Here is a 21394-nt window from a genome sequence, read left to right as displayed (position 1 = left end):
GATGGCCCTGTTTTCCTTCGGTAAATCCACTCAGGCGCCGAGTTCTGCCGCCTCGGCCGCGCTCCTCGACGGCTTCTCGATCGAGGTGATGCCGCGCACCGCCGCGAAGGTCGACGATTTCCGCGCGCTGCTGCCTCGGGGCACCCGCGTCTACATCGCCCATATCGACGGCACCCCGATCGAGGAGATGGTCACGACGGCCGCCAGGCTGTCGGAAGACGGCTTCACCGTGATGCCGCATTTCCCGGCCCGGATCATCCAGGACGAGGCGATGCTCGGCGACTGGATCGCCCGCTACCAGGGCGAGGCTGGCGTCACCGAGGCGCTGCTCCTTGCCGGGGGCGTGTCGGAGCCGCGCGGGGCGTTTCACAGCTCCATGCAGATGATGGAGACCGGCCTTTTCGAGCGCGCGGGCTTCACGCGCCTGCATGTCGCCGGTCACCCCGAGGGCAACCGCGACATCGATCCCGACGGCTCCGACCGCATGGTCGGCGAAGCGCTGCGCTGGAAGCAGGTCTTCTCGGAGCGCAGCGATGCCGAGATGGCGCTTGTCACCCAGTTCGCCTTCGAGGCCGAGCCGGTCCTGGCCTGGGCCGCGCGCCTGCGCGACGAGGGCATCGCCCTGCCCGTGCATGTCGGCATCGCGGGGCCCGCGAAACTCCAGACGCTCATCCGCTTCGCCGTCGCCTGCGGCGTCGGCCCGTCGCTGCGCGTGCTTCAGAAGCGCGCCCGCGACGTGACGAAGCTCGTTCTGCCTTACACGCCGGACGAGATCGTCGCCGATCTCGCGCGGCAGGCGACACCCGCCCATGGCATCGCCGGTCTGCACCTCTTCCCGCTCGGCGGCATCGTCCAGAGCGCGGAGTGGGCCAGCAGCGTCTTGGGCCAGGAGCGCCGCTTGCGCGCGGTCTGACCGGGGTTTCATGGCACTCGCACTTCTCTTCGATCTCGACGGCACGCTGCTGGAAACCGATCCGCTGCATGTCGCGGTGTTCCGCGAGCTTTTCGCGGAACGCGGTCGCGAGATCGACGAGGCCTACTACCTCGAACGCATCCACGGCCGTCACAACGCCGATATCTTCGCCGACGAGTTTCCGGGCGAGGATCCGCAGGCGATGAGCGACGAAAAGGAGGCGCGCTTCCGCGCCAAGCTCGGCGACAGCGCGCCGCCGATGGCGGGCCTTCCCGCGCTTCTCGACCGTGCAGAGGCGGCGGGCTGGCCGATAGCGGTCGTGACCAACGCGCCGCGCGCCAATGCCGAGGCCTCGCTCGGCGCGATCGGGCTGCGCCACCGCTTCGAGACGCTGATCATCGGCGACGAATGCGCGCGCGGCAAACCCGATCCCGAACCCTACCTCGCCGCGATGCGCGCGCTCGGCGTCGCGCCCGGCGAGTGCCTCGCTTTCGAGGACAGCCCCTCGGGGCTCCGCGCGGCGCGCGCCTCGGGTGCGTTTACCTTCGGAGTGACCTCCAGCCTGTCGCCCGCGGCGCTCCGCGACGCAGGCGCGCAGGAGGTGATCGACGATTTCACAGATGACCGGTTGATGCGCGCCCTGGCCGCGCGGGCCGCAGACCAAGGAGCAGACACATGACCCGCACGATCCTCGAATCCGCGACCAAGACCGCGATCATCGGCTTCGACCAGCCGTTCTGCGTGATCGGCGAGCGGATCAACCCCACCGGGCGCAAGAAGCTCGCCGCCGAGCTCGAGGCCGGGGATTTCTCGACCGTCGAGGCGGACGCGGTGGCGCAGGTCGCCTGCGGCGCGACGGTGCTCGATGTGAACGCGGGCGTGGTCTACAACTCGAACCCCAACCCCAACGAGACCGAGCCGCCCTTGATGCGGAAGATGATCGAGCTGGTGCAGGGGCTTGTGGACGTGCCGCTCTGCATCGACAGCTCGGTGCCGGGCGCTCTCGAGGCGGGGCTCGAAATATGCAAGGGCCGTCCGCTCGTGAACTCGGTCACCGGCGAGGAGGAGCGGCTCGAGTTCGTGCTGCCGCTCGTCAAGAAATACAATGTGCCCGTGGTGGCGATCTCGAATGACGATACGGGCATTTCCGAGGATCCGGACGTCCGCTTCGCGGTTGCCAAGAAGATCGTCGAGCGCGCGGCGGATTTCGGTATTCCCGCGCATGACATCGTTGTCGATCCGCTGGTGATGCCGGTGGGCGCGATGGGCACCGCGGGGCTCCAGGTCTTCACGCTGGTGCGGCGCCTGCGCGACGAGCTCGGCGTGAACACGACCTGCGGGGCGTCGAACATCTCGTTCGGGCTGCCCAACCGGCACGGCATCAACAATGCCTTCCTGCCGATGGCGATGGCCTCGGGGATGACCTCGGCGATCATGAACCCGGTGGCCCTGCCGGTGCCCGCCTCGAAGATCGCCGAGAAGCGCGCCGAGGTCGAGGCCTCGGGGATCGTGCTGCCCGAGGGGATGGACGACGAGGCGTTCTGCCAGATGTTCAACCTCGGTTCGACCAAGCCGCGTCCCGGCAAGGAGATGGAGGCGATCCGCGCCGCGAACTTCCTGACCGACAACGACGCGTCGGGGGCGGAGTGGATCCAGTTCAACCGCGCGCCGGGCGAAGAGGCCCGTGGCGGCCGCGCCGGCGGTCGGCGTCGCCGCCGCGGCTGACGCCGCGGCCGTTTTCCGATCCGGAAAACGCGCGGATTTCGGTTCGAAATCCGGCCCCCGCCCTATCCTTCGGCTTTCTCCTCGAGGGTGAGCCATTCCTCTTCGGCGGCGTCTAGCTTCGCCTGCCGCTCGGCCAGCGCCTCGGTCGCCTTGCGGAACTTGACCGGCTCGCGGGTGAAGAGCTCGGGATCGGTCAGAAGCGCGTTGAGCTTGCCGATCTCCGCCTCGAGCCGGGCGATCTCGCCCGGCAGCGCCTCGAGCCGGTGCTTCTCGGTGAAGCTCAGACCGGCCTTCGGCGCGGTTTTCGCCTCGGGCACCACCGGTTTCGGGGCGGATTTCGCCGCGGACTTTCCACGCTCGGGCGCCCTCTCCGCCAGCCCTTCGGCGCGTTGCGCGCGGTAATCCGACCAGCCACCCGCGTAGACCGTCGCGCGCCCGTCGCCTTCCATCGCGACCGTGGTGGTCGCCACCCGGTCGAGGAAATCGCGGTCGTGGCTGACCAGCAGCACCGTGCCGTCATAGTCGCCCAGGAGATCCTGCAGAAGATCGAGCGTCTCGACATCGAGATCGTTGGTCGGTTCGTCCAAAACCAGGAGGTTGCTCTCGCGCGCCATGATCTTGGCCAGGAGCAGCCGCGCCTTCTCGCCCCCCGAGAGCGAACGCACCGGCGCACGGGCCTGGCGTTCGTCGAAGAGAAACTCCTTGAGATAGCCCACGACGTGCTTGGGCTGGCCGCGCACGAGGATCTGGTCGGCCTTGCCCGACACCCGCATGTCCGGATCGCCGGTCAGGCTGTCCCAGAGCGTCATGTCGGGGTCGAGCCGCGCACGGGTCTGGTCGAACACCGCCGGCAGCAAATTCGTACCGAGCCGCACCGTCCCGCTATCCGGTGCCTCTTCGCCCATCAGGAGCTTCAGAAGCGTGGTCTTGCCGACGCCGTTCGGGCCGACGAACGCGACCCGGTCGCCGCGCATGATCCGGAGCGAGAAGTCCTTCACGATGGGCCGGTCATAGGTCTTCGAGATCGCCTCGGCCTCGATCACCCGCTTGCCCGACTGCGGGCCCGATGTCAGGTCCATCGCCGCCGTGCCCTGCCGCCGGATCATGCCCGCGCGCTCTTCGCGCAGCGCCTTGAGCGCGCGCACCCGGCCCTGGTTGCGCGTCCGGCGGGCCGAGATGCCCTCGACCGCCCATTTCGCCTCGGCCTTGATCTTGCGATCCATCTTGTGGCGGGCCTCGTCCTCTTCGGCCCAGACCGTGTCGCGCCAGGCCTCGAACCCTTCGAAGCCCTGCTCGCGGCGGCGCACCGCGCCCCGATCGATCCAGAGCGTGGCGCGGGTCAGTTCCGACAGGAAGCGGCGGTCGTGCGAGATCAGGACAAAGGCACGTCGGGTCGACTTGAGCTCGTCCTCGAGCCAGCCGATCGCCTCGATATCGAGGTGGTTGGTCGGCTCGTCGAGCAGCATCAGGTCCGGCTCCTGCGCCATCAGCCGCGCCAGGGCCGCGCGCCGCCGCTCGCCGCCCGAGGCGGTCTCGACCGCGCGGGCGGGATCGAACTTAAGCCCCTCGCCCGCGCGCTCGACGCGGTACATCTCTCCGGGCTCCAGCCCTTCGGACGCGTAATCGCCAAGGGTCGCGAAGCCGGAGAGGTCGGGGTCCTGCTCCATGTAGCCCACGCCCGCGCCCGGCGGCACGGTGCGCTGGCCCCGGTCGGGCTCGACGAGACCGGCCATCACCTTCATCAGCGTCGATTTGCCCGACCCGTTGCGCCCCACGAGCGCGACGCGGTCGCCGGGCTGGACGACGAGCGAGAGGTCATCGAAGACCGGATTGCCGCCGAAGGTCAGCGAGATATCGGAGAGTTGGAGAAGCGGGGGGTGTGCCATGCGCGGCATCTAGAGGTCGCGAGGCAGACCCGCAAGGGTGCCCGCAGCGCCCCCCTCTGCGAGCGCGCGCAACGCCCGGGCGCGCGCGGACGGGATGCGCGCCACCTCGACCGCGCAAAAGACGTGGCAAGTGCCCAGGTCGCGGTCGATCACCAGGTGATCGCCGACCCAACCGCCCATGCCGAGATAGGTTCTCAGAAGCGGCGGCAACATCGCCAGGGCCGCGCGCGGCGCGCCCGCGGGCCAGGTCGCGAGCGGCAGCGTGTCGGGCGCAAGGCGCTCCGGTTGCCAGCGGCCGGGGGCCGCGTGGCTGCGTCCGAGCCAGCCCAGAGCGGCGCCGAGAGCCGCCGGATCGGTGCCCGGGAACGACACGCAACCGAAGAGGAGGCCTGCGCCCAGCCGGTCGACCTCTGTCGCGATCAGGGCCCAGAGCAGGCGCAGGATGTCGGGGTCGTGGGTGTCGGGCGCGAGGCAGAAGCGTCCGATCTCGAGAAGCGGGCCCTCGAACTCCGCCAGCCGGTCGAGCCTGTAGCGCGAGGCGGAATAGCTCTGGCCGATCTCGGAGCCGTCGGCACAGGGCAAGAGACGGCAGCAGGCCAGCGTCTCGCCAGTGTCGCGCCGTTCGACGATGAGATGACGGCAGCGCAGATCGAACACGTCGCGATCCGAGGCACCGCCGCCGCGAAAGACAGCGCGGCGCAACCCCAGCGCGCGCTCGACGTCCGCGGGGGTTGCGGCGACCATCGCCCGGTAGCGTCCGCGGTCCAGGACTGGGTCTTCGGCCGTCACGCGTCGCCGCTCCCCGCCCCGGCGCGGGGCGTCAGTTGTTCAAGAGACCGCCTGCATCGAGACCGCCGATATTGCCGAAGAGCTTGCGGATGAAGCTGATCTCGCCATCGGAGGTTTCGGTGATCCGTGGCGAGAGCGCAACGACGCGCCCGTCCTCGAGCCCGTAGCGGGTGATGTCCTGCACCACATCCGCACCGTCGAAGGAGACCGCGATCACTTCGCGCTCGATCACGCGCGGCGCGAAGAAGGCCAGCGTCGAGGTGGTCGATCCGACATAGTAGTACGACCCCGAGCCGGACACGCCCGTGGCGCTCGGCGGGCCGAGCACGTCTTCGACGGTGGCGCGGGTGTCGATGCCGGGCACGATCTGCGAGACTTCCTCGGCTGGCGGAATGTAGCCATAGGTGTGAATGCGCGGCGCGCAGGCGCCAAGTGCCAGGACAAGGGCGGCGCCAAGAGCCGCAACCCGCCCGAACCGCGCTCCGGTTATGCCGCGGCGCGGCGTCGTTTCGCTGGGTTGCATCCTGCCCTCTTGCCTTCCGTCCCCGGCTTGCTTCATTCCGCTTACAGAAGGAATGTGCACCGATCAAGACACCGTTCCCGCGCGATCAAACAAGGAAACCCGCCTGTTATGCCCGATGCCCCCCTCTCCGCCGGACCGTTCCGCGTGGCCGAGCTGCCCGCGTCGCGGCCCATCTCGTTCGAAGTGATACCGGCCCCCGAAGCCCGCGCCGCGCTCGCCGAGGAGCTGGGCGCGACCTCCCTGAAGAAGCTGCGCTTCGCAGGTCAGCTCTCCCCGCTCGGCAAGGCCGGGTGGAAACTGACCGGAACGCTCGGCGCGACCGTGGTTCAGCCCTGCGTGGTGACCCTGGCGCCGGTGACCACGCGCATCGACACCGAGGTGGAGCGCCGCTTCGTGCCGCCCGAGCGGCTGGAGATCCTGCCCGAAGGCTCCGAGACCGAAATGCCCGAGGACGACACCACCGAGCCTCTGGGCGAGGTGATCGACCCCGCGCAGGTCATGGCCGAGGCCCTGGCGCTGGCCGTTCCGAACTATCCGCGTGCGCCGGATGCCGATTTCGGCGAGGCCAGTTCCCGGCCCGAGGGCGCCGAGCCCATCGAGGAGACCGAGGTGAAGCCCTTTGCCGGGCTCAAGGCGCTCAAGGACCGGCTGGAGGGCGGCGGCGATCAGGACTGAGGCGTGCCCCGGGGGGCGCGACAGCCTGTCGCCAGATGCCCCTTGCGTTCCACACGCGCCTGTCTATTTTCGCCCCTTCACAGCGATTCAGGGTTGTCACCCACCCACCTTCGCGACTAAGTGCGCGAACATCCGAGACATCGGGCCCGGTCCTGTCGTGACCGTTGCCCCCCAAGCGAACGATCGAGGTCGAGACCATGGCCGTCCAACAGAATAAAGTCAGCAAGTCCCGCCGGAACAACCGTCGGGCGCATGACGCGCTCACTGCGGCGAATCCCAATGAGTGCGACAACTGCGGCGAGCTCAAGCGCCCGCATCACGTCTGCCCCTCCTGCGGCCACTACGCCGAGCGCGAAGTCGTCGCGATGGCCGACGAGATCGAACTGGACGAAGACGCCGCCTGAACTTCCTAGGGCTTCACCCCCATGACCGCATCGCAGGACCGCAAGACGAAGGCCGACGGGCCGGTAGTCTTGTCCATCGACGCGATGGGCGGGGACGAAGGGCCCGAGGCGGTCGTCGAGGGAATCTGCGCGTCGGCTGAAAAGAACGCCGACCTGCACTTCCTCCTGCACGGTCCACGCGACACGCTCGAACGGCTGGTCGAGAAGCGCGCCGACATCCTGGCGGGGCGGGTTCAAATCCGCGACGCCGATGGCGTGGTGTCGATGACCGACAAGCCGTCCCAAGTGATGCGCAACGGCAAGGGAACGTCGATGTGGTCGGCGATCGATGCCGTGCGCGATGGCGAGGCCACCGTAGCCGTCTCCTGCGGGAACACCGGAGCGTTGATGGCGCTGTCGATGGTGCGCCTGCGCAAGCTGCCGGGCGTGAACCGTCCCGCGATCGCGATTCTCTGGCCCTCGCGCAATCCCCAGGGCTTCAACGTGATGCTCGATGTCGGCGCCGATATCCGCGCCGATGCCGAGGATCTGCTCCAGTATGCGCTGATGGGCATCTCCTATGCCCGCAACGGCCTCAGCCTCGAGCGTCCGCGCGTCGGGCTCCTGAACGTCGGCACCGAAGAGCACAAGGGCCGCGCCGAGCTCAAGGAAGCGCATGACCTGATCGCGCGCGCCGCCGGTGACGCGAATTACGAGTTCGTGGGCTTCGTCGAGGGCGGCGACATTCCCGGCAATGTCTGCGACGTGATCGTCACCGACGGCTTCACCGGAAATATCGCGCTCAAGACCGGCGAAGGCACCGCGTCGCTCATCGGCGATCTCCTGCGCGAGGCATTCAACTATTCCCTGCCCTCCCGGCTTGCCTCGGTGCTGGCGCTCGGCTCGCTCAAGCGGCTGAAAAAGCGCATCGATCCGCGCCGGGTCAATGGCGGCGTGTTCCTCGGACTGAACGGCACCGTGGTCAAGAGCCACGGCGCGGCCGACGCCACCGGCGTCTCCGCGGCGGTGAAGCTGGCGTTCCGGCTGGCCGAATCCGGCTTCTCCGACAAGCTTGCCGCGCGCGTCGCCTCGGCGACCGAGCAGGTGCAGGACATCCAGGCCGAAGCCCAAGCCGAAGCTCAGGCTGGCGAGGACACACCCGAGGAACCCGAGGAGAGCCGCTCATGACATTGCGTGCTGTCGTCCGGGGCTGCGGCCACTACCTGCCAGAACGGGTCGTCGAAAACTCCGAGTTCGAGAAGACGCTCGACACCACCGACGAATGGATCCGCGCACGCTCCGGGATCGAGCGGCGGCATTTCGCGGCCGAGGGCGAGACCACCTCCGACCTCGCGATCAAGGCGGCACGGGCCGCCCTGACCGACGCGGGCCTCGAGGCCACGGATCTCGACGCGCTGATCGTCGCGACCTCGACCGCCGACCTGACCTTCCCCTCTGCCGCGACGATGGTGCAAGCCGGGATCGGCATGGAAGGCGGCTTCGCCTTCGACGTCCAGGCCGTCTGCGCCGGGTTCATCTTCGCTCTGGCCAATGCCAACGCGTTGATCCTGTCGGGCCAGGCCAAGCGCGTCATGGTCATCGGGGCCGAGACCTTCAGCCGGATCATGGACTGGACCGACCGCTCGACCTGCGTCCTTTTCGGAGACGGCGCGGGCGCGCTGATCCTCGAGGGTGTCGAGGGCGAAGGCACCAATGCCGACCGGGGCATCCTCTCGACCGATCTCAATTCCGACGGCCGCCACCGCGACATCCTCTATGTCGATGGCGGCGTGTCGACCCAGACCACCGGCTACCTGCGCATGCAGGGCAAGGAGGTCTTCCGCCACGCGGTCGAGAAGCTCGCCGCGACGGCCACCTCGGCGCTCGACAAGGTCGGCCTCACCGGCGCGGAAGTGGACTGGGTCGTGCCGCACCAGGCCAATATCCGCATCATCCAGGGCACCGCGAAAAAGCTCGGCCTGCCGATGGAGCGGGTCGTGGTGACGGTCCAGGATCACGGCAACACCTCTGCCGCGTCAATCCCGTTGGCGCTCTCGGTAGGCCGCGCGCGCGGCCAGATCCAGGAAGGCGATCTGGTGGTGACCGAGGCGATCGGCGGCGGCCTCGCCTGGGGCGCCGTCGTCCTGCGCTGGTAGGCGTTCAACCGCCATCTAAACGGCGTCCGGCAAGCTGTTGATATTGACTCGGAAAAAACCGTTCCTCTATGCTCGCCCTCAAACTTGGAGGGCTGCGCATGGGCGATAAGACTTTGACTCGCATGGATCTGAGCGAGGCGGTGTTCCGCGAGGTCGGACTGTCCCGCAACGAGAGTGCAGAGCTCGTCGAAGCCGTACTGGGCCACATGTCGGACGCGCTCGTCGCCGGCGAGCAGGTCAAGATCTCGTCCTTCGGAACCTTCTCCGTGCGCGACAAGGCCGCCCGAATCGGCCGCAATCCCAAGACCGGCGAAGAGGTCCCGATCCAGCCCCGCCGGGTCCTGACCTTCCGCCCATCGCATCTGATGAAGGAGCGTGTTGCCGACGGCAACAAGCGCTGAGGTCCGGTAGATGAGCAAGTCGCGCGACGCGTTCCGCACGATCAGCGAAGTTGCCGACTGGCTCGACACTCCCGCCCATGTGCTGCGTTTCTGGGAGAGCAAGTTCACCCAGGTGAAGCCCGTGAAGCGCGCGGGCGGACGGCGGTATTACCGTCCCTCCGACATGATGCTGCTCGGCGGTCTGAAAAAGCTGCTCCACGAAGACGGCATGACGATCAAGGGCGCCCAGAAGGTGCTCTCGGAGAAGGGCGTAAAGGCCGTCTCGGCGCTGTCGCAACCGCTCGAGCCGCAGTACCAGCCCGACGATTTTGGCGACGAGGCCCCGATGGCCGAGATGGTCACCGACCAGTCGAGCGTCGTGCCCTTCGCGGCCCCGAAGCCCGCCCGGAGACGTCCCTCCAGAGTGGACGATGCCGAGATCGCCGAGCCGGTGGCCGACGCCACGCCCCCTGCCCCGGTGACCGACGCGCCCGAGGCGCCAGCGCCCGAAGCCGATCCGGTCGCCGCGCGCAGCTCGGAGGTGGATGCGGACCTGCCGCCCGCCCCCGAACCGGAAACCGAACCTGAGACCGAGGCGGAGCCCGCCCAGCAGCGCTTCGAGGATTCCGAGGCCAGCGGCCCTGTGCCCGATTTCCTGCGCCAGCCGCTCGACGCGCGCGACGGGGAGAATGAGGGGGAGAAAGAGCCCGACCTCGCGCCCGCGCCAGAGGACGCACCGGCCGTGGCCACCGCCGAAGAGCCGGAGGACATCTCCGAACCCGACGAGAGTGACGCCATCGACGACGACGCGGCGGCGCGGGCGGCGCGCCACGCCGAGCTGCTCGCGCGTCTCGATGCCGCGGAGCCGCCCGCGACCGGACCCGCCGGTCCCCTGGGGCTTCTGGCGCGGGTTACGCATCTGACGCCTGATCTCGCCCGCCGGATCGGCCCGCGCCTCGCCGCGCTCAGCCGCCATCACGCGGGCGACTGAGCCCCCGACCCGCGCGAGCACGACGATTTTCGCGCGCAAGGGGGTTGCTCCCGCCGGTGGATGGGGTAAGAGGCAGCAAGTGTCGGGCTATAGCGCAGTCTGGTAGCGCGTCCGTCTGGGGGACGGGAGGTCGTAGGTTCGAATCCTGCTAGCCCGACCATCGAACACCCCGAAAAAGCGACAAGTTTGACACGCGCCCGTCCGGGATACGCGGGTGTCGGCCTATTGCCCCCCGACGGGTTGAGAAATCCGGGCCGATCCGCTACCGCCCGGAAAGACGCATTATTTGCAGGTCTTTCGACATGACCACTCTCTCCGTCGTCGTTCCGGCCAAGAACGAAGCCGAGAATATCGGCGAGCTTATCGCCGGCATTGCCGAGAGCCTCGCGCCTGTTACCGATTTTGAGATCATCGTCATCGACGACGGCTCGACCGACGGCACCCGCGCCGCGCTGCTCGCGCTGGCCGAGACCGAGACGCGCCTGCGCGTTCTGGCCCATGACAAATCCGGCGGCCAGAGCGCAGCGGTGCATTCGGGCGTGCTCGCGGCCAAGGGCCGGCTGGTCTGCACGCTCGACGGCGACGGCCAGAACCCGCCCGGAGAGCTGCCGAACCTCGTGGCCCCCCTTCTGGCCGAGGACGCGCCCGACGATCTGGCTCTCGTCGCCGGACAGCGCGTCGGGCGTCAGGACACCTGGTCCAAGAAGACCGCCTCGAAGCTCGCCAACGGCCTGCGCGGCTGGCTCCTGAAGGACGGCACCCGCGACACCGGCTGCGGGCTCAAGGCGTTCCGGCGTGACGCCTTCCTGCGGCTGCCCTATTTCGATCACATGCACCGCTATCTGCCTGCCCTCTTCCAGCGCGACGGCTGGCGCGTCGCCCATGTCGATGTCGCGCATCGCGCGCGTCAGGGCGGCCGGTCGAACTATTCCAACCTGCAGCGCGGGCTGGTCGGTGCGGTCGACCTTCTGGCCGTGGCCTGGCTGATCCGACGCCGCAAGAAGGCGCGCCCCGAGGAGATCCAACCGTGAAAGAAACGATCTTCTCGGCGCTGCATGTCGCGAACTGGGTGGAGTTCTGGTGGGTCGCCTTCGGCCTTGGCGGACAGCTCCTCTTCACCGCGCGCTTCCTCGTGCAGTGGATCGCGTCGGAAAAGGCCGGGCGATCGACCGTGCCGCTGGCCTTCTGGTATTTCTCGATTGGCGGCGGGCTGGTGCTGTTCGTATATGCCCTATACCGCAGGGATCCTGTCTTCGTGCTCGGCCAGTCGATGGGTCTTTTGATTTACGCCCGAAACCTCTGGCTGATCCGCCGCGAACGCGGCTCCGCAAGTCGATGACTGTTCAAATCTTCAAAAAATTTCGCTGGTTACCGTACGGTAATGCGCACAAATTCGCAGTCGCCTCGTTAGCTTTGATCTGGTTGTACCACTTCTCGTGGATTGGCACCGGTGCTCTTGAGCACTACGATGAATATCTTACCTATGATCGAACACTCGGCTTTGAACGATTTTCAGATTGGCTCACAGTATACCGATCAAACGTTCCAGACTTCAATAAACCTCCACTTCAATACTGGCTCTCCGCCGCACTAATTTACATTGGAATACCCGACCTCATCGCCCTGAGAATACCATCCATGGTTTTCGGCGGGCTGTTTATATTCTCCACTGGCTATCTCGCATACAAACTCACCAAAGGGAGTATCTTGGCGGGCTGGATTTCCGCTATTCTCCTCTGCAGCTCGACGCAATTTTGGCATTTTTCAACGTCCGCAATGCTCGATATTGGTGCGGGCGCGTTTATAACATTGACACTAGCCCTTATCTTTAAGAGTATCGAAGACAAGAGAGTCTGGCTCGCGGTAGCTTTTGTGACTACGTTAGGGGCATGGCAAAAAGCACCATTTTCTCTAGCAATTTTTGTTATCTCCGTCATCTGTGGACTCTTAAGCTTCGGCCTTCTTAATGAAGCGGAGCGCAAATCTCTCCGAAGTAGAGAACTTCTCGCAGCCTTATTATTGGCCTCCATCGGATCGACAGCATGGTTTGCAATTCAGTACCTTCATTACGGCGCAGAAGCTCTGCGTACCTATTATATCGAGCAATCCGCCGCAAGAATTCTTCCGGGAGAAAATCAGATTTTCAAAAGAAATCTTGACGATACGATTAGCTATATTTATTCTGGAGGCGAAATCTGGCCTCGCGGATTAGGTTTCTTCGCAGCGTTCGCGATACCATTCGCGACAAAGAGACCTCTCGCAGCGATTATTCCAATCATTCTGTTACTTTATCTTTTCTTTATCTCTATCGGCAGCGGTTATATCTCCCATAGATACTCGCTTCTGATCGTCGGACTCCTTATGGCGTCGACCTCCGTTATGTTATGTACAGTGCTTAGAAAGAAATTGAATCTAGGAATTTCCGTTGCCATTCTATCACTCTCAAGCGCGGGACCCATTAAAACTGACTCTCAACTAACACTTTATCCGGACCCGCTATTGGTTACCGCCGCAGAGGGCTTGGAGCACATCGGGAACAGCTTAAATTCGCGGGAGGTATTCCTTCTGTGCAACTGGAATGTGAAGAAAAAGGTACCTACGGGCATGGCTTCAATTCTTGCGTCCAACGGACGACCGTTTCTAGCCTTGACCCAAGTCTCCGACGTCCAAGCGAAGCTGAGACAGATCAATAATCGGCAACGACTGCGTGGTTTCTGCACTTCTGAGCAATTACAGGATATAGTAGCACTCATTGTCACACCGGAGATTGATGGAGTTTTTGGCCCCTACGTCTCCTGGACCGCTGAAGTCGGCACCAATGAGTGATCAAAACAATCAGCCCAAAGATCTCTTTAACTTAATTCTTTCGCTATCGTTATCGATAACTTTCCTACTGTCCGCCGTTTTTATATTTTTACAGATCGTCTCTCAGACTACGCTTAACCACTACGATGAGTTCTTCACGCTCGACCGCACCACCGGCTTTGCGCGGCACCACGACTGGCTCACGGTCTGGTCGCAGAACGAGCCGAGCTTCAAGAAGCCGCCGCTGCAATACTGGACCGGGGCGTGGTTTCTGGAGGCGGGGCTGCCCGAGACCATGGCGCTGCGGCTGCCGAGCTTCCTGTCGGCGCTGCTTCTCCTGGCCGCCACGGGGGCGCTGGCCTTCACCCTGCGTCCCGGGAGCCCGTGGATCATCCCCGCGGCCATCGCCTTTACCGCGGCCTCTCCGCAGCTCTGGTCCTATGCGCTCTCGGCGATGCTCGACATCGCCACCGCGTTTTGGTCGACCCTTGCGGTCACGCTGGCCCTGGTCGCGCTGCGGCGCCCGAACTGGTGGTATGCGGTCGCCGTGGCCTGCGCGCTCGGCGCTCTGCAGAAGGCGCCGGTGGGCGTCGTCTTCGTCGGCCTGATGCTCTGGGTGATCCGTCTGGTCGAGGACGGCACCGATCCGGCGCTGCACCGGGTCACCAAGGGCCGGACCTTCCGCCGGGCCTTCTGGCTCATGGTGGTGCTGGTCCTCGCCTGGCCGGTGCTGCAGGTCTTTCGGCACGGGCCGGACGCGATCATCGACCTCTATTTCAAGCAGATGTACCGCCGCTTCGCGCCTTCGGTCTTCTCCGATCCGGGCAGCAACGCCGCGTCCCTGCCGGACCTCCTTTTCGTCGGGGAGTATGCCCTCAGGGGCTTGGGCTTCGTGGCGCTTCTCTGGCTGCCGGTGCGGCTTGGCCGGAAAGAGCTCTGGGGGCTGGCGGCGCTGCCGGTGATCTACGTGGTGGCGGTGATCTTCACCGAAGGGTCGGTCTACTCGCGCTACTCGCTGGTGTTCCTGCCGCTCCTGACCGCGGCCCTGGCCGCCATGGTCTTTGCCCTGCCCGCACCCCTCTGGCTGCGCGGAGGCGTCGCGGCGGCGCTGGCGGCGCTCTTCTCGCTGCAACTCGAAGCCCCGCAGCTCACCCGGGATCCGCATGTGGTCCAGCAGATCGCCTTGGCGGAGCGTCCCGAGGCGCAGCTCGGCTCGGACGAGGTTCTGATCCAGTGCAAATGGGGCGCGGATGATGCGACCATTCCGGGCCTCGTGTCGGTCTACGCCGCCCAGGGCCGCCCGTTCGAGGTGGTGGGACGCCCGAAGGACCTCGCGCCCTTTATCGCGCGCTTCGAGCCGGGGCAGACATTCATGGGCTTCTGTACCGAAGGCAGCCTCGCCGATGTCACAGAGGCCGTGCCCGATGCCGCGGTCGTGGCGCAGGAAGGCCCGTTCCTGATCTGGCGCGGCACCCGGCCCGCCGAGTAAACGGCCCAATGACAAACGGCCCCGCCGGGAAAGCGGGACCGTCCGACTGGCTCGTAAAGGTCGATCAGCGCGCCTGCGCGACCGCCCGCTTGGTCAGCACCTTCACGAGATGCGCGCGGTAGGCGCCCGATCCGTGCAGGTCGGAGATCATGTTGCTGCCATCCGGCGCCGAGAGACCGTCCACGGCATCCGCCGAGAAGTTCGAGGACAGCGCCTCTTCGGCCTCGCTCCAGCGGAACACGCCGTCGTTCGACGCGCCGGTGACCGCGACGCGCACGCCATCGGCGTATTTCGCCAAGAAGATGCCGACGAGGCTGAAGCGCGAAGCGGGCTGCTCGAACTTGATGTAGGCGGCTTTCTCCGGGATCGGCAGCTTGACCGCGGTGATGATCTCGCCCTCCTCCAGCGCGGTGGTGAACATGCCCTGGAAGTAGTCGTCCGCCGCGATCTCGCGGGTGTTCGTCACGATCGTCGCGCCGGTGGCGAGCGCCGCCGACGGGTAGCAGGCCGAGGGGTCGTTATTGGCCAGGCTGCCGCCGATGGTGCCGCGGTTGCGCACCGCCGGGTCGCCGATACGGCCAGCGAGATCGCTGAGCGCCGGGAAGCTGTCGGCCGCGGCCTCGGCCACCGCGCGGTGCACGGTCGCGCCCTTGACGACCAGGGCGCCGCCCTCTTCCGAGACGCCCTGCAGCTCGGCGATGCCCGAGAGCGACACGAGGGTCGCGGGCATGGCGAGACGCTGCTTGAGGGTCGGGATCAGGGTCTGGCCGCCGCCCAGCGCCTGCGCCTCTTCGCCGCCCAGCGCCTTGACCGCCTCGTCCACCGATGTCGGGCGGACCACGTCGAAATTATACATTGTCATTCCTCCGTTCGGACCAGGAAGAACGCCCTGCGTTCCGTCTCTGGCCAAAGATACTTCGGGGAGGTCCGGGGGTCTGAGCCCCCGGACCTCGGATCACTTCTGCATGGCCGCCCAGACGCGCGACGGGGTCGCGGGCATGTCGACATGGTAGACGTGGTCGTGACCGCCGGAGCGCAGCGCGTCGACCACGGCGTTGATCACCGCGGGCGGCGAGCCGATGGCCCCGGCCTCGCCGCAGCCCTTCACCCCGAGCGGGTTGTGGGTGCAGGGCGTGCCGTTCTCGGACGCGACCCGGTAGAAGGGCACGTCGTCGGCGCGCGGCATGGCGTAGTCCATGTAGGAGGCCGACACGAGCTGGCCGGTCTCGTCATAGGCGCAGTTTTCCAGAAGCGCCTGGCCGATGCCCTGGGCCAGACCGCCATGGACCTGACCTTCGACGATCATCGGGTTGATGACGTTGCCGAAATCATCCGCCGCGGCGAAGCGCTCGATGGTCACCTTGCCGGTCTCGGGGTCGAGCTCGACCTCGCAGCAATAGGCGCCGGAGGGGTAGGTGAAGTTCGACGGGTCGTAGAACGCCGTCTCCTCGAGGCCCGGCTCGATGTCTTCGAGCGGGTAGTTGTGCGGCACGTAGGCGGCGAGCGTCACATCCCCCCAGGCGACCGACTTGTCGGTGCCCGCGACCGAGAAGGCGCCGTCCTTGAGCTCGATATCCCCTTCCGAGGCTTCGAGCAGGTGGGCGGCGATCTTCTTGGCCTTGTTGATGACCTTCTCCGCCGCACGGACCATGGCCGAGCCGCCGACCGCGATCGAGCGCGAGCCATAGGTGCCCATGCCCATCGGCGTGTTGGCCGTGTCGCCGTGGTTGATCTCGATCATGTGCTCGGGAATGCCGATCATCTCGGAGAGCACCTGCGGGAACGAGGTCTCGTGCCCCTGACCGTGGCTGTGGCTGCCGGTCATGACGGTGATGCCGCCGGTGGCGTTCACCCGCACCGTGGCGCTTTCATAGAGACCCGCACGCGCGCCGAGCTGACCCACGAGGTTCGACGGCGCGATCCCGCAGGCCTCGATATAGCAGTTGACGCCGAGACCGCGGAGCTTGCCCTTGGCCTCGCTCTCCTTGCGGCGTGCCTCGAAGCCCGACAGGTCGCCGATGCGCTCGAGCGTGTCCATCGTCGCGTGATAGTCGCCGGTGTCGTACTCGACCGCGACCGGGGTCGCGTAGGGGAACTCGGTGATGAAGTTCTGGCGGCGGAGCGCGATCGGGTCGACGCCCAGCTCGCGCGCGGCCTTATCCACGACGCGCTCAAGCTGATAGGTCGCCTCGGGACGGCCCGCGCCGCGATAGGCGTCGACCGGCACGGTGTTGGTGAAGACCGCCTTCACGTTCACGTAGATGAGCGGCGTCTTGTAGTTGCCGGCCATCAGCGTGCCGTGGAGCCAGGTCGGCACCGACGGCGCGAAGGTCGAGAGATAGGCGCCCATGTTGGCGTAGGTCTCGGTGCGGATCGCGGTGAAGTTGTTGTCCGCGTCGAGCGCCAGCTCGATCTTGGTCACGTGGTCGCGGCCATGCGCGTCCGACATGAAGGCTTCCGAGCGGGTCGAGGTCCACTTGACCGGGCGCTTGATCTGGCGCGCGGCGAAGGTGACGAAGGCCTCTTCGGCATAGTGGAAGATCTTGGTGCCGAAACCGCCGCCCACATCGGGCGCCACGACGCGCAGCTTGTGCTCGGGGATGCCGAGGACGAAGGCGCCCATCAGCAGCCGGATCACATGCGGGTTCTGGCTGGTGGTGTAGAGCGTCGACTCGTCATTGGCGCGGTTGTAGTCGCCGACGGCGACGCGCGGCTCCATCGGGTTCGCGACCAGACGGTTGTTCTTGAGCTCGAGCGTGGTGACATGCGCAGCCTTCTCGAAGGCCTCGTTCACCGCGTCCTTGTTCTCTTCGACGAAGCCCCAGTCGTAGCAGAGGTTGGTGCCGATATCGTCATGGACGAGCGCGGAACCGTCCTGGACCGCCGCCTTCATGTCGACGACGGCGGGCAGTTCCTCGATATCGACGACGATGGCCTCGGCGGCGTCACGCGCCGCGCCGAGGCTGTCGGCCACGACCGCGGCGATCGGATCGCCCACATGGCGCACCTTGCCCTGCGCGAGCACCGGGTGGCCGGGCTCCTTCATCGGCTCGCCGTGGCGGTCGGTGACCTGCCAGCCGCAGGGCAGACCGCCCACGCCTTCGAAATCCTTGCCGGTGAAGATCCGCACGACACCGGGCATGCCCTCGGCGGCCGAGGTGTCGATATTGGTGATCTTCCCGTGCGCCACGTCCGAGCGCAGGAAATGCACATAGGCCTGACCGTGCAGGCTGATGTCGTCGGTGTAATTGCCGGTGCCCGACAGGAAGCGTACGTCCTCGCGGCGCTTCGTGCTGGCTCCGATGCCCTGATCCTTCGGCATGTTCTCTCTCTCCCTGTTGGGGTGGTGCGTCGGCGGGCGGCATGGCCGCTCCGAGGCGGAGGCGTGCGCTCCGCCGGCACCTGTGATGACCTGGTGTTACTCGGCGGCGATGGCGGAGACGTCCTGTCCGGACGCCGCCAGGATGGCCTTGACGATGTTGTGGTAGCCGGTGCAGCGGCAGATATTGCCCTCAAGGTAATGACGCACCTCGGCCTCGGAGGGCTTGGGGTTGTCCTTGAGAAGCGCCGCCGCCGTCATCACCATGCCGGGGGTGCAGAAGCCGCACTGCAGGCCGTGGTGGTCCTGGAACGCCTGCTGGATCACGTTGAGCGAGCCGTCGGCGTTGTTCATGCCCTCGATGGTGGTCACCTCCGCGCCCTCGGCCTCGGCGGCGAACATGGTGCAGGCCTTGGCCGAACGGCCGTTCACATGCACCGTGCAGGCGCCGCACTGGCTGGTGTCGCAGCCGACATGGGTGCCGGTCAGACGCAGCTCTTCGCGGAGAAACTCGACGAGAAGCGTGCGCCCCTCGACCTCGCCGCTCACGGCTTTGCCGTTCACGGTCATGCTAACCTTGGTCATAAAATCCTCCCTTGGATCCCTGTCGTTTTGAAATGGAGTTGGCCGCGCGGGCGGCCCTCCTGTCAAGCGTTGCGACCGGTCAGGAGACCAGACGCTTGAACCAACCCTTTTTCTTCTCGCCGGAATTGCTTTCGGCATCGGCGGCCTCGGCGGCGTCCGCAGGGCCCTCGATGGCTTCCTGCAGGCGGGTGAAGAACTGGTCGGCCATCTTCTTGGCGAAGCCGTCGATGATGCGGCTGCCGAGCTGCGCGAGCTTGCCGCCGACCTGCGCCTCGACATCGTAGCTGAGCGTCGTGCCGGTGTCGGAGGGAGCGAGCGTCACCTTGGCGACGCCCTTGGCATGGCCGGCCGCGCCGCCCTTGCCGGAGCCCGAGAGCGTCAGCGCCTCGGGCTCGGTCATGTCCGACACCTCGACCTCGCCCTTAAAGGTCGCCTTCACCGGTCCGACCTTCTGCACCACCGTCGCCTCGAAGCCCTCTTCGGGCGAGCCGGTCATCTCGGTGCAGCCCGGCACGCATTCCTTCAGCACATCGGGATTGAGGATCGCGGCCCACACCACTTCGGGCGGCGCGGCGATCTCGCGTGTGTCACTCATCTTCATGGATGATCCTCCTGTCTGACGCGACGATAGGCGCTTGGCCGGACAGGCGATATAGGACCATTTTCCTAGTCGCTGCCGCGTGGGGTCTCGGCCATGAGGGCTGCGCGGCTCGGACGCTCATGATTGCGCGTCGACCAAGCCGTCTGCATGCCGCGCATGAAGGTTCATGACGACCGTTTTATTCGGTCGGCAAAACCGTCAAAGCGCCACAGACGCAAACATGCCGAACCTCACATCCACCTCCGCATCGCGTGACCTTGCGGCGCGCGTCGCTAAGTGGGCGCAGAGGGCGGCGGCCACATCCCCGCCGCCCGTCCCGAAGGAGACCCCATGCGGTTCTGGACCATCATCTCGCTGATCCTCGTTCTCTCTGCCGTCGGGCTGACCTACGAGATCGCCGCAGGCCGCGTCCTGGCGCCGTTTTTCGGAACCTCGCTCCTGACCTGGACCACGGTCATCGCCACGGTTCTCGCCGGGTTCTCGCTGGGCAGCGCGCTCGGAGGCCTGATCGCAGAACGTGAGCGGCCCGAGGCGATCCGCATGGCGCGCAAGGCTCTGGTCGCGACGGCGGCGCTGATGGCGCTCTCGCCGCTGATCCTCGGCGCCGTCTACGGGCTCGGCGCGCGCGGCACCGTCGGCATGATCGTCGCGGTCGTCGTGGCCTTCTTCCCGGCATCCGTGCTGGTCACCCTGCCCTCGCCGCTTCTGGCGAAACTGGCGGTCGACGCGCGCCCCGGACGCGAGGGGTCGTCCCTGGGCCTCGTCCTTGCCGCGGGCTCCGTCGGCGCAATCGCGGGCGCGATCCTCGCGGGCTTCGTCACCCTGCCGCTCATCGGATCCGCCGCGACATTCACCGCCTGCGGCGCGGTCGCGCTGATGTGCCTGCAGGTTCTGCGCTCGAAGGACGCCGGTCCGCACAGCCCAGGCGCGACGCTCGCCGCCGTCTTCCTGGTCGGCGCGTCGCTCCTGATCGGGCCGATCTGCCGCTACGAATCGGGCCTCTCCTGCATCGACGTGGTGCAGCGCGGAGCGACAATCTACCTGACCTCGGACCGGACCACTCAGGCGGCGGAGGCGACCGGTTCCGCGCGCGAGGACGCGCTTGTCCTCAGCTACACGCGCTGGCTCTGGGAGAGGATGGACCAGGATCTCGGACCCGATCCGTCGGTGCTCTTCATCGGCGGAGGCGGATATACCCTGCCGACCCAACTGCTCGAGACGCGCCCCGCGTCGCATGCGGTCACGGTCGAGATCGACCCGCTCGTCACCGAGGTCGTCCGCCGCCACCTGCCCGGCGCGGGCGCGGCGATCGAGGACAGCGGCTACACGCCCGGACAGGCCGAGGACGGCGACCGGTTCGGGATCGTGCATGCCGACGGGCGCGTCTTCATCAACGAGACCGACCGGCGGTTCGACGCCGTCGTGATGGACGCGTTCTCCTCGGGTTCGGTTCCGGCGCACCTGGCCACGCGCGAGACCTACGCAAGGCTGCGCGAGATCGTGGAGGGTCCGGTCTATGTCAATCTCCTTGACCGCCCCGACGGTCGTCTCGCCCGCGGGCTGCACGCGATCCTGTCCGAGCTCTACCCGCATGTCCGCGCGGTGCAGAGCCCGGTCTGGGACACCGGCCACGCCAATTTCCTGATGATCGCGGACGCCGCTCCCATCGAGCCGCTGGACAGATTGCCCGCGGGATATTCCGTCACGCAAATCTCCGAGGGCCGCGCCTTCACCGACGATCGCGGCTGGCACGGTCACAGGTAGGGCGCCGGGGGCCGAGAAGGGGTGACGCCGGTTTTTTCGCAGACAAAGATGAATTGTGGCTCAAGTCCGTTCTTGGATGAGACTTGGCAAGCTTGCTTTTCGGTAGGTTCGAACGTCCGGTCGAGATCTCGAAACCTGAAAATGAAAATGAGGAACTAGAAGTTCAGTAAGAGTGCAAGATCGAGCCCGTCACGAGAGTGTCGCATCGAGGATATGTCGATCGTTCTGGCATGCAGAAAACAAGAATTCGTCTGCAACCTGCGTTTCAGAGACTTAGACAGCGACTCTAAGAAGCAAACGTGACTGACCCACCTATGAACGGCAGAAGGATGTCTGAATAGCCCCGTGTATCGTGGACGCCTTCTTCGCTAATTTTGAGGCAAGGAGGCCATGATGAGCAGCAGCAAGTT

General features: G+C 66.2%; 21 protein-coding genes and 1 tRNA gene. 15 read left to right on the top strand and 7 right to left on the bottom strand.

The genetic code is table 11. The features are described 5' to 3' along the window. Window position 1: 1 nt before the first annotated feature. Genes ACFQ4E_RS04840 through ACFQ4E_RS04830 form a run of 3 tightly spaced genes read left to right on the top strand, consistent with a single transcriptional unit; the run spans window position 2 to window position 2638 of the window. The gene (locus ACFQ4E_RS04840; RefSeq protein WP_386801811.1) at window positions 2-913 is read left to right on the top strand and encodes a methylenetetrahydrofolate reductase; all 912 of its coding nucleotides are present in this window, start codon (window positions 2-4) and stop codon (window positions 911-913) included. Between the two features lie 10 nt (window positions 914-923). Then, a complete protein-coding gene (locus ACFQ4E_RS04835) occupies window positions 924-1592 on the top strand; it encodes an HAD family hydrolase (RefSeq protein ID WP_386801810.1) in 669 nt (222 codons plus the stop codon). Then, window positions 1589-2638 (top strand): methyltetrahydrofolate cobalamin methyltransferase, encoded by a 1050-nt coding sequence (locus ACFQ4E_RS04830; protein ID WP_386801809.1) that lies wholly within the window; start codon window positions 1589-1591, stop codon window positions 2636-2638. The genes ACFQ4E_RS04835 and ACFQ4E_RS04830 overlap by 4 nt, the downstream gene beginning before the upstream one ends. A 62-nt stretch (window positions 2639-2700) precedes the next feature. Here the strand turns inward: ACFQ4E_RS04830 and ACFQ4E_RS04825 are convergent, their stop codons facing one another. Genes ACFQ4E_RS04825 through ACFQ4E_RS04815 form a run of 3 tightly spaced genes read right to left on the bottom strand, consistent with a single transcriptional unit; the run spans window position 2701 to window position 5836 of the window. Next, the gene (locus ACFQ4E_RS04825) at window positions 2701-4524 is read right to left on the bottom strand and encodes an ABC-F family ATP-binding cassette domain-containing protein (protein WP_386801808.1); all 1824 of its coding nucleotides are present in this window, start codon (window positions 4522-4524) and stop codon (window positions 2701-2703) included. A gap of 9 nt (window positions 4525-4533) precedes the next feature. Continuing rightward, window positions 4534-5313, bottom strand: coding sequence for a GNAT family N-acetyltransferase (locus ACFQ4E_RS04820; protein ID WP_386801807.1), 780 nt, complete (start codon window positions 5311-5313; stop codon window positions 4534-4536). A gap of 31 nt (window positions 5314-5344) precedes the next feature. Next, window positions 5345-5836, bottom strand: a complete 492-nt coding sequence (locus ACFQ4E_RS04815; protein WP_386801806.1) for an outer membrane protein assembly factor BamE — start codon at window positions 5834-5836, stop codon at window positions 5345-5347. A gap of 108 nt (window positions 5837-5944) precedes the next feature. Here ACFQ4E_RS04815 and ACFQ4E_RS04810 point away from each other — a divergent pair, with 108 nt between their 5' ends. The 11 genes from ACFQ4E_RS04810 (at window position 5945) to ACFQ4E_RS04760 (ending at window position 14715) form a co-directional block, all read left to right on the top strand. Next, on the top strand, window positions 5945-6511 hold the full coding sequence (locus tag ACFQ4E_RS04810) for a YceD family protein (protein ID WP_386801805.1): 567 nt from the start codon (window positions 5945-5947) through the stop codon (window positions 6509-6511). A gap of 197 nt (window positions 6512-6708) precedes the next feature. Continuing rightward, window positions 6709-6915 carry a 50S ribosomal protein L32 gene (gene rpmF, locus ACFQ4E_RS04805; RefSeq protein WP_386801804.1) on the top strand — a complete coding sequence of 69 codons (207 nt, stop codon included), beginning with the start codon at window positions 6709-6711 and terminating at the stop codon, window positions 6913-6915. Window positions 6916-6936: 21 nt separating this feature from the next. Then, on the top strand, window positions 6937-8082 hold the full coding sequence (gene plsX / locus ACFQ4E_RS04800; RefSeq protein ID WP_386801803.1) for a phosphate acyltransferase PlsX: 1146 nt from the start codon (window positions 6937-6939) through the stop codon (window positions 8080-8082). Next, window positions 8079-9050: a beta-ketoacyl-ACP synthase III gene (locus ACFQ4E_RS04795; RefSeq protein ID WP_386801802.1), complete on the top strand. Its 972-nt coding sequence runs from the start codon at window positions 8079-8081 to the stop codon at window positions 9048-9050. The genes plsX and ACFQ4E_RS04795 overlap by 4 nt, the downstream gene beginning before the upstream one ends. Before the next feature lie 98 nt (window positions 9051-9148). Continuing rightward, a complete protein-coding gene (gene ihfA, locus ACFQ4E_RS04790) occupies window positions 9149-9451 on the top strand; it encodes an integration host factor subunit alpha (RefSeq protein WP_386801801.1) in 303 nt (100 codons plus the stop codon). Window positions 9452-9461: 10 nt separating this feature from the next. Then, the gene (locus tag ACFQ4E_RS04785; protein WP_386801800.1) at window positions 9462-10421 is read left to right on the top strand and encodes a MerR family transcriptional regulator; all 960 of its coding nucleotides are present in this window, start codon (window positions 9462-9464) and stop codon (window positions 10419-10421) included. 83 nt (window positions 10422-10504) lie between these two features. Beyond that, window positions 10505-10581, top strand: a tRNA-Pro gene (locus ACFQ4E_RS04780). Window positions 10582-10723: 142 nt separating this feature from the next. Next, window positions 10724-11452, top strand: coding sequence for a glycosyltransferase family 2 protein (locus tag ACFQ4E_RS04775; RefSeq protein WP_386801799.1), 729 nt, complete (start codon window positions 10724-10726; stop codon window positions 11450-11452). Next, window positions 11449-11760 (top strand): lipid-A-disaccharide synthase N-terminal domain-containing protein, encoded by a 312-nt coding sequence (locus ACFQ4E_RS04770; protein WP_386801798.1) that lies wholly within the window; start codon window positions 11449-11451, stop codon window positions 11758-11760. Before ACFQ4E_RS04775 ends, ACFQ4E_RS04770 begins: the two co-directional genes overlap by 4 nt. Then, the gene (locus ACFQ4E_RS04765; RefSeq protein WP_386801797.1) at window positions 11757-13247 is read left to right on the top strand and encodes an ArnT family glycosyltransferase; all 1491 of its coding nucleotides are present in this window, start codon (window positions 11757-11759) and stop codon (window positions 13245-13247) included. The genes ACFQ4E_RS04770 and ACFQ4E_RS04765 overlap by 4 nt, the downstream gene beginning before the upstream one ends. Beyond that, complete coding sequence (locus ACFQ4E_RS04760; protein WP_386801796.1) at window positions 13240-14715, top strand: ArnT family glycosyltransferase; 1476 nt, start codon at window positions 13240-13242, stop codon at window positions 14713-14715. The genes ACFQ4E_RS04765 and ACFQ4E_RS04760 overlap by 8 nt, the downstream gene beginning before the upstream one ends. A 64-nt stretch (window positions 14716-14779) precedes the next feature. Here the strand turns inward: ACFQ4E_RS04760 and ACFQ4E_RS04755 are convergent, their stop codons facing one another. The 4 genes from ACFQ4E_RS04755 to ACFQ4E_RS04740 all read right to left on the bottom strand — a co-directional run bounded on the left by ACFQ4E_RS04755 (window position 14780) and on the right by ACFQ4E_RS04740 (window position 19220). Beyond that, entirely contained in the window at window positions 14780-15571 is a 792-nt protein-coding gene (locus ACFQ4E_RS04755) for an FAD binding domain-containing protein (RefSeq protein ID WP_386801795.1), read from the bottom strand. A gap of 99 nt (window positions 15572-15670) precedes the next feature. Beyond that, window positions 15671-18037 (bottom strand): xanthine dehydrogenase family protein molybdopterin-binding subunit, encoded by a 2367-nt coding sequence (locus ACFQ4E_RS04750; protein WP_386801794.1) that lies wholly within the window; start codon window positions 18035-18037, stop codon window positions 15671-15673. Between the two features lie 96 nt (window positions 18038-18133). Further along, on the bottom strand, window positions 18134-18619 hold the full coding sequence (locus ACFQ4E_RS04745; protein WP_386801793.1) for a (2Fe-2S)-binding protein: 486 nt from the start codon (window positions 18617-18619) through the stop codon (window positions 18134-18136). Window positions 18620-18698: 79 nt separating this feature from the next. After that, on the bottom strand, window positions 18699-19220 hold the full coding sequence (locus tag ACFQ4E_RS04740; RefSeq protein WP_386801792.1) for a CoxG family protein: 522 nt from the start codon (window positions 19218-19220) through the stop codon (window positions 18699-18701). A 330-nt stretch (window positions 19221-19550) separates the two neighbouring features. On the opposite strand from ACFQ4E_RS04740, the gene ACFQ4E_RS04735 reads away from it, so the two are divergent. Continuing rightward, window positions 19551-20984 carry a fused MFS/spermidine synthase gene (locus tag ACFQ4E_RS04735; protein ID WP_386801791.1) on the top strand — a complete coding sequence of 478 codons (1434 nt, stop codon included), beginning with the start codon at window positions 19551-19553 and terminating at the stop codon, window positions 20982-20984. Window positions 20985-21394: the final 410 nt, after the last annotated feature.

The organism is Litorisediminicola beolgyonensis (genome assembly GCF_042679605.1).
Classification (GTDB): domain Bacteria; phylum Pseudomonadota; class Alphaproteobacteria; order Rhodobacterales; family Rhodobacteraceae; genus Litorisediminicola; species Litorisediminicola beolgyonensis.
The sequence above is the reverse complement of the archived record's forward strand: the minus strand, read 5'-3'. Positions and strand labels throughout refer to the sequence as shown.

What these genes read in the sequence shown, in the direction of transcription:
- ACFQ4E_RS04840 (WP_386801811.1), top strand. Translation starts at nt 2, where the DNA reads ATGGCCCTGTTTTCCTTCGGTAAATCCACTCAGGCGCCGAGTTCTGCC.
- ACFQ4E_RS04835 (WP_386801810.1), top strand. Translation starts at nt 924, where the DNA reads ATGGCACTCGCACTTCTCTTCGATCTCGACGGCACGCTGCTGGAAACC.
- ACFQ4E_RS04830 (WP_386801809.1), top strand. Translation starts at nt 1,589, where the DNA reads ATGACCCGCACGATCCTCGAATCCGCGACCAAGACCGCGATCATCGGC.
- ACFQ4E_RS04825 (WP_386801808.1), bottom strand. Translation starts at nt 4,524, where the DNA reads ATGGCACACCCCCCGCTTCTCCAACTCTCCGATATCTCGCTGACCTTC.
- ACFQ4E_RS04815 (WP_386801806.1), bottom strand. Translation starts at nt 5,836, where the DNA reads ATGCAACCCAGCGAAACGACGCCGCGCCGCGGCATAACCGGAGCGCGG.
- ACFQ4E_RS04810 (WP_386801805.1), top strand. Translation starts at nt 5,945, where the DNA reads ATGCCCGATGCCCCCCTCTCCGCCGGACCGTTCCGCGTGGCCGAGCTG.
- rpmF (WP_386801804.1), top strand. Translation starts at nt 6,709, where the DNA reads ATGGCCGTCCAACAGAATAAAGTCAGCAAGTCCCGCCGGAACAACCGT.
- plsX (WP_386801803.1), top strand. Translation starts at nt 6,937, where the DNA reads ATGACCGCATCGCAGGACCGCAAGACGAAGGCCGACGGGCCGGTAGTC.
- ACFQ4E_RS04795 (WP_386801802.1), top strand. Translation starts at nt 8,079, where the DNA reads ATGACATTGCGTGCTGTCGTCCGGGGCTGCGGCCACTACCTGCCAGAA.
- ihfA (WP_386801801.1), top strand. Translation starts at nt 9,149, where the DNA reads ATGGGCGATAAGACTTTGACTCGCATGGATCTGAGCGAGGCGGTGTTC.
- ACFQ4E_RS04785 (WP_386801800.1), top strand. Translation starts at nt 9,462, where the DNA reads ATGAGCAAGTCGCGCGACGCGTTCCGCACGATCAGCGAAGTTGCCGAC.
- ACFQ4E_RS04775 (WP_386801799.1), top strand. Translation starts at nt 10,724, where the DNA reads ATGACCACTCTCTCCGTCGTCGTTCCGGCCAAGAACGAAGCCGAGAAT.
- ACFQ4E_RS04765 (WP_386801797.1), top strand. Translation starts at nt 11,757, where the DNA reads ATGACTGTTCAAATCTTCAAAAAATTTCGCTGGTTACCGTACGGTAAT.
- ACFQ4E_RS04760 (WP_386801796.1), top strand. Translation starts at nt 13,240, where the DNA reads ATGAGTGATCAAAACAATCAGCCCAAAGATCTCTTTAACTTAATTCTT.
- ACFQ4E_RS04755 (WP_386801795.1), bottom strand. Translation starts at nt 15,571, where the DNA reads ATGTATAATTTCGACGTGGTCCGCCCGACATCGGTGGACGAGGCGGTC.
- ACFQ4E_RS04750 (WP_386801794.1), bottom strand. Translation starts at nt 18,037, where the DNA reads ATGCCGAAGGATCAGGGCATCGGAGCCAGCACGAAGCGCCGCGAGGAC.
- ACFQ4E_RS04745 (WP_386801793.1), bottom strand. Translation starts at nt 18,619, where the DNA reads ATGACCAAGGTTAGCATGACCGTGAACGGCAAAGCCGTGAGCGGCGAG.
- ACFQ4E_RS04740 (WP_386801792.1), bottom strand. Translation starts at nt 19,220, where the DNA reads ATGAAGATGAGTGACACACGCGAGATCGCCGCGCCGCCCGAAGTGGTG.
- ACFQ4E_RS04735 (WP_386801791.1), top strand. Translation starts at nt 19,551, where the DNA reads ATGCGGTTCTGGACCATCATCTCGCTGATCCTCGTTCTCTCTGCCGTC.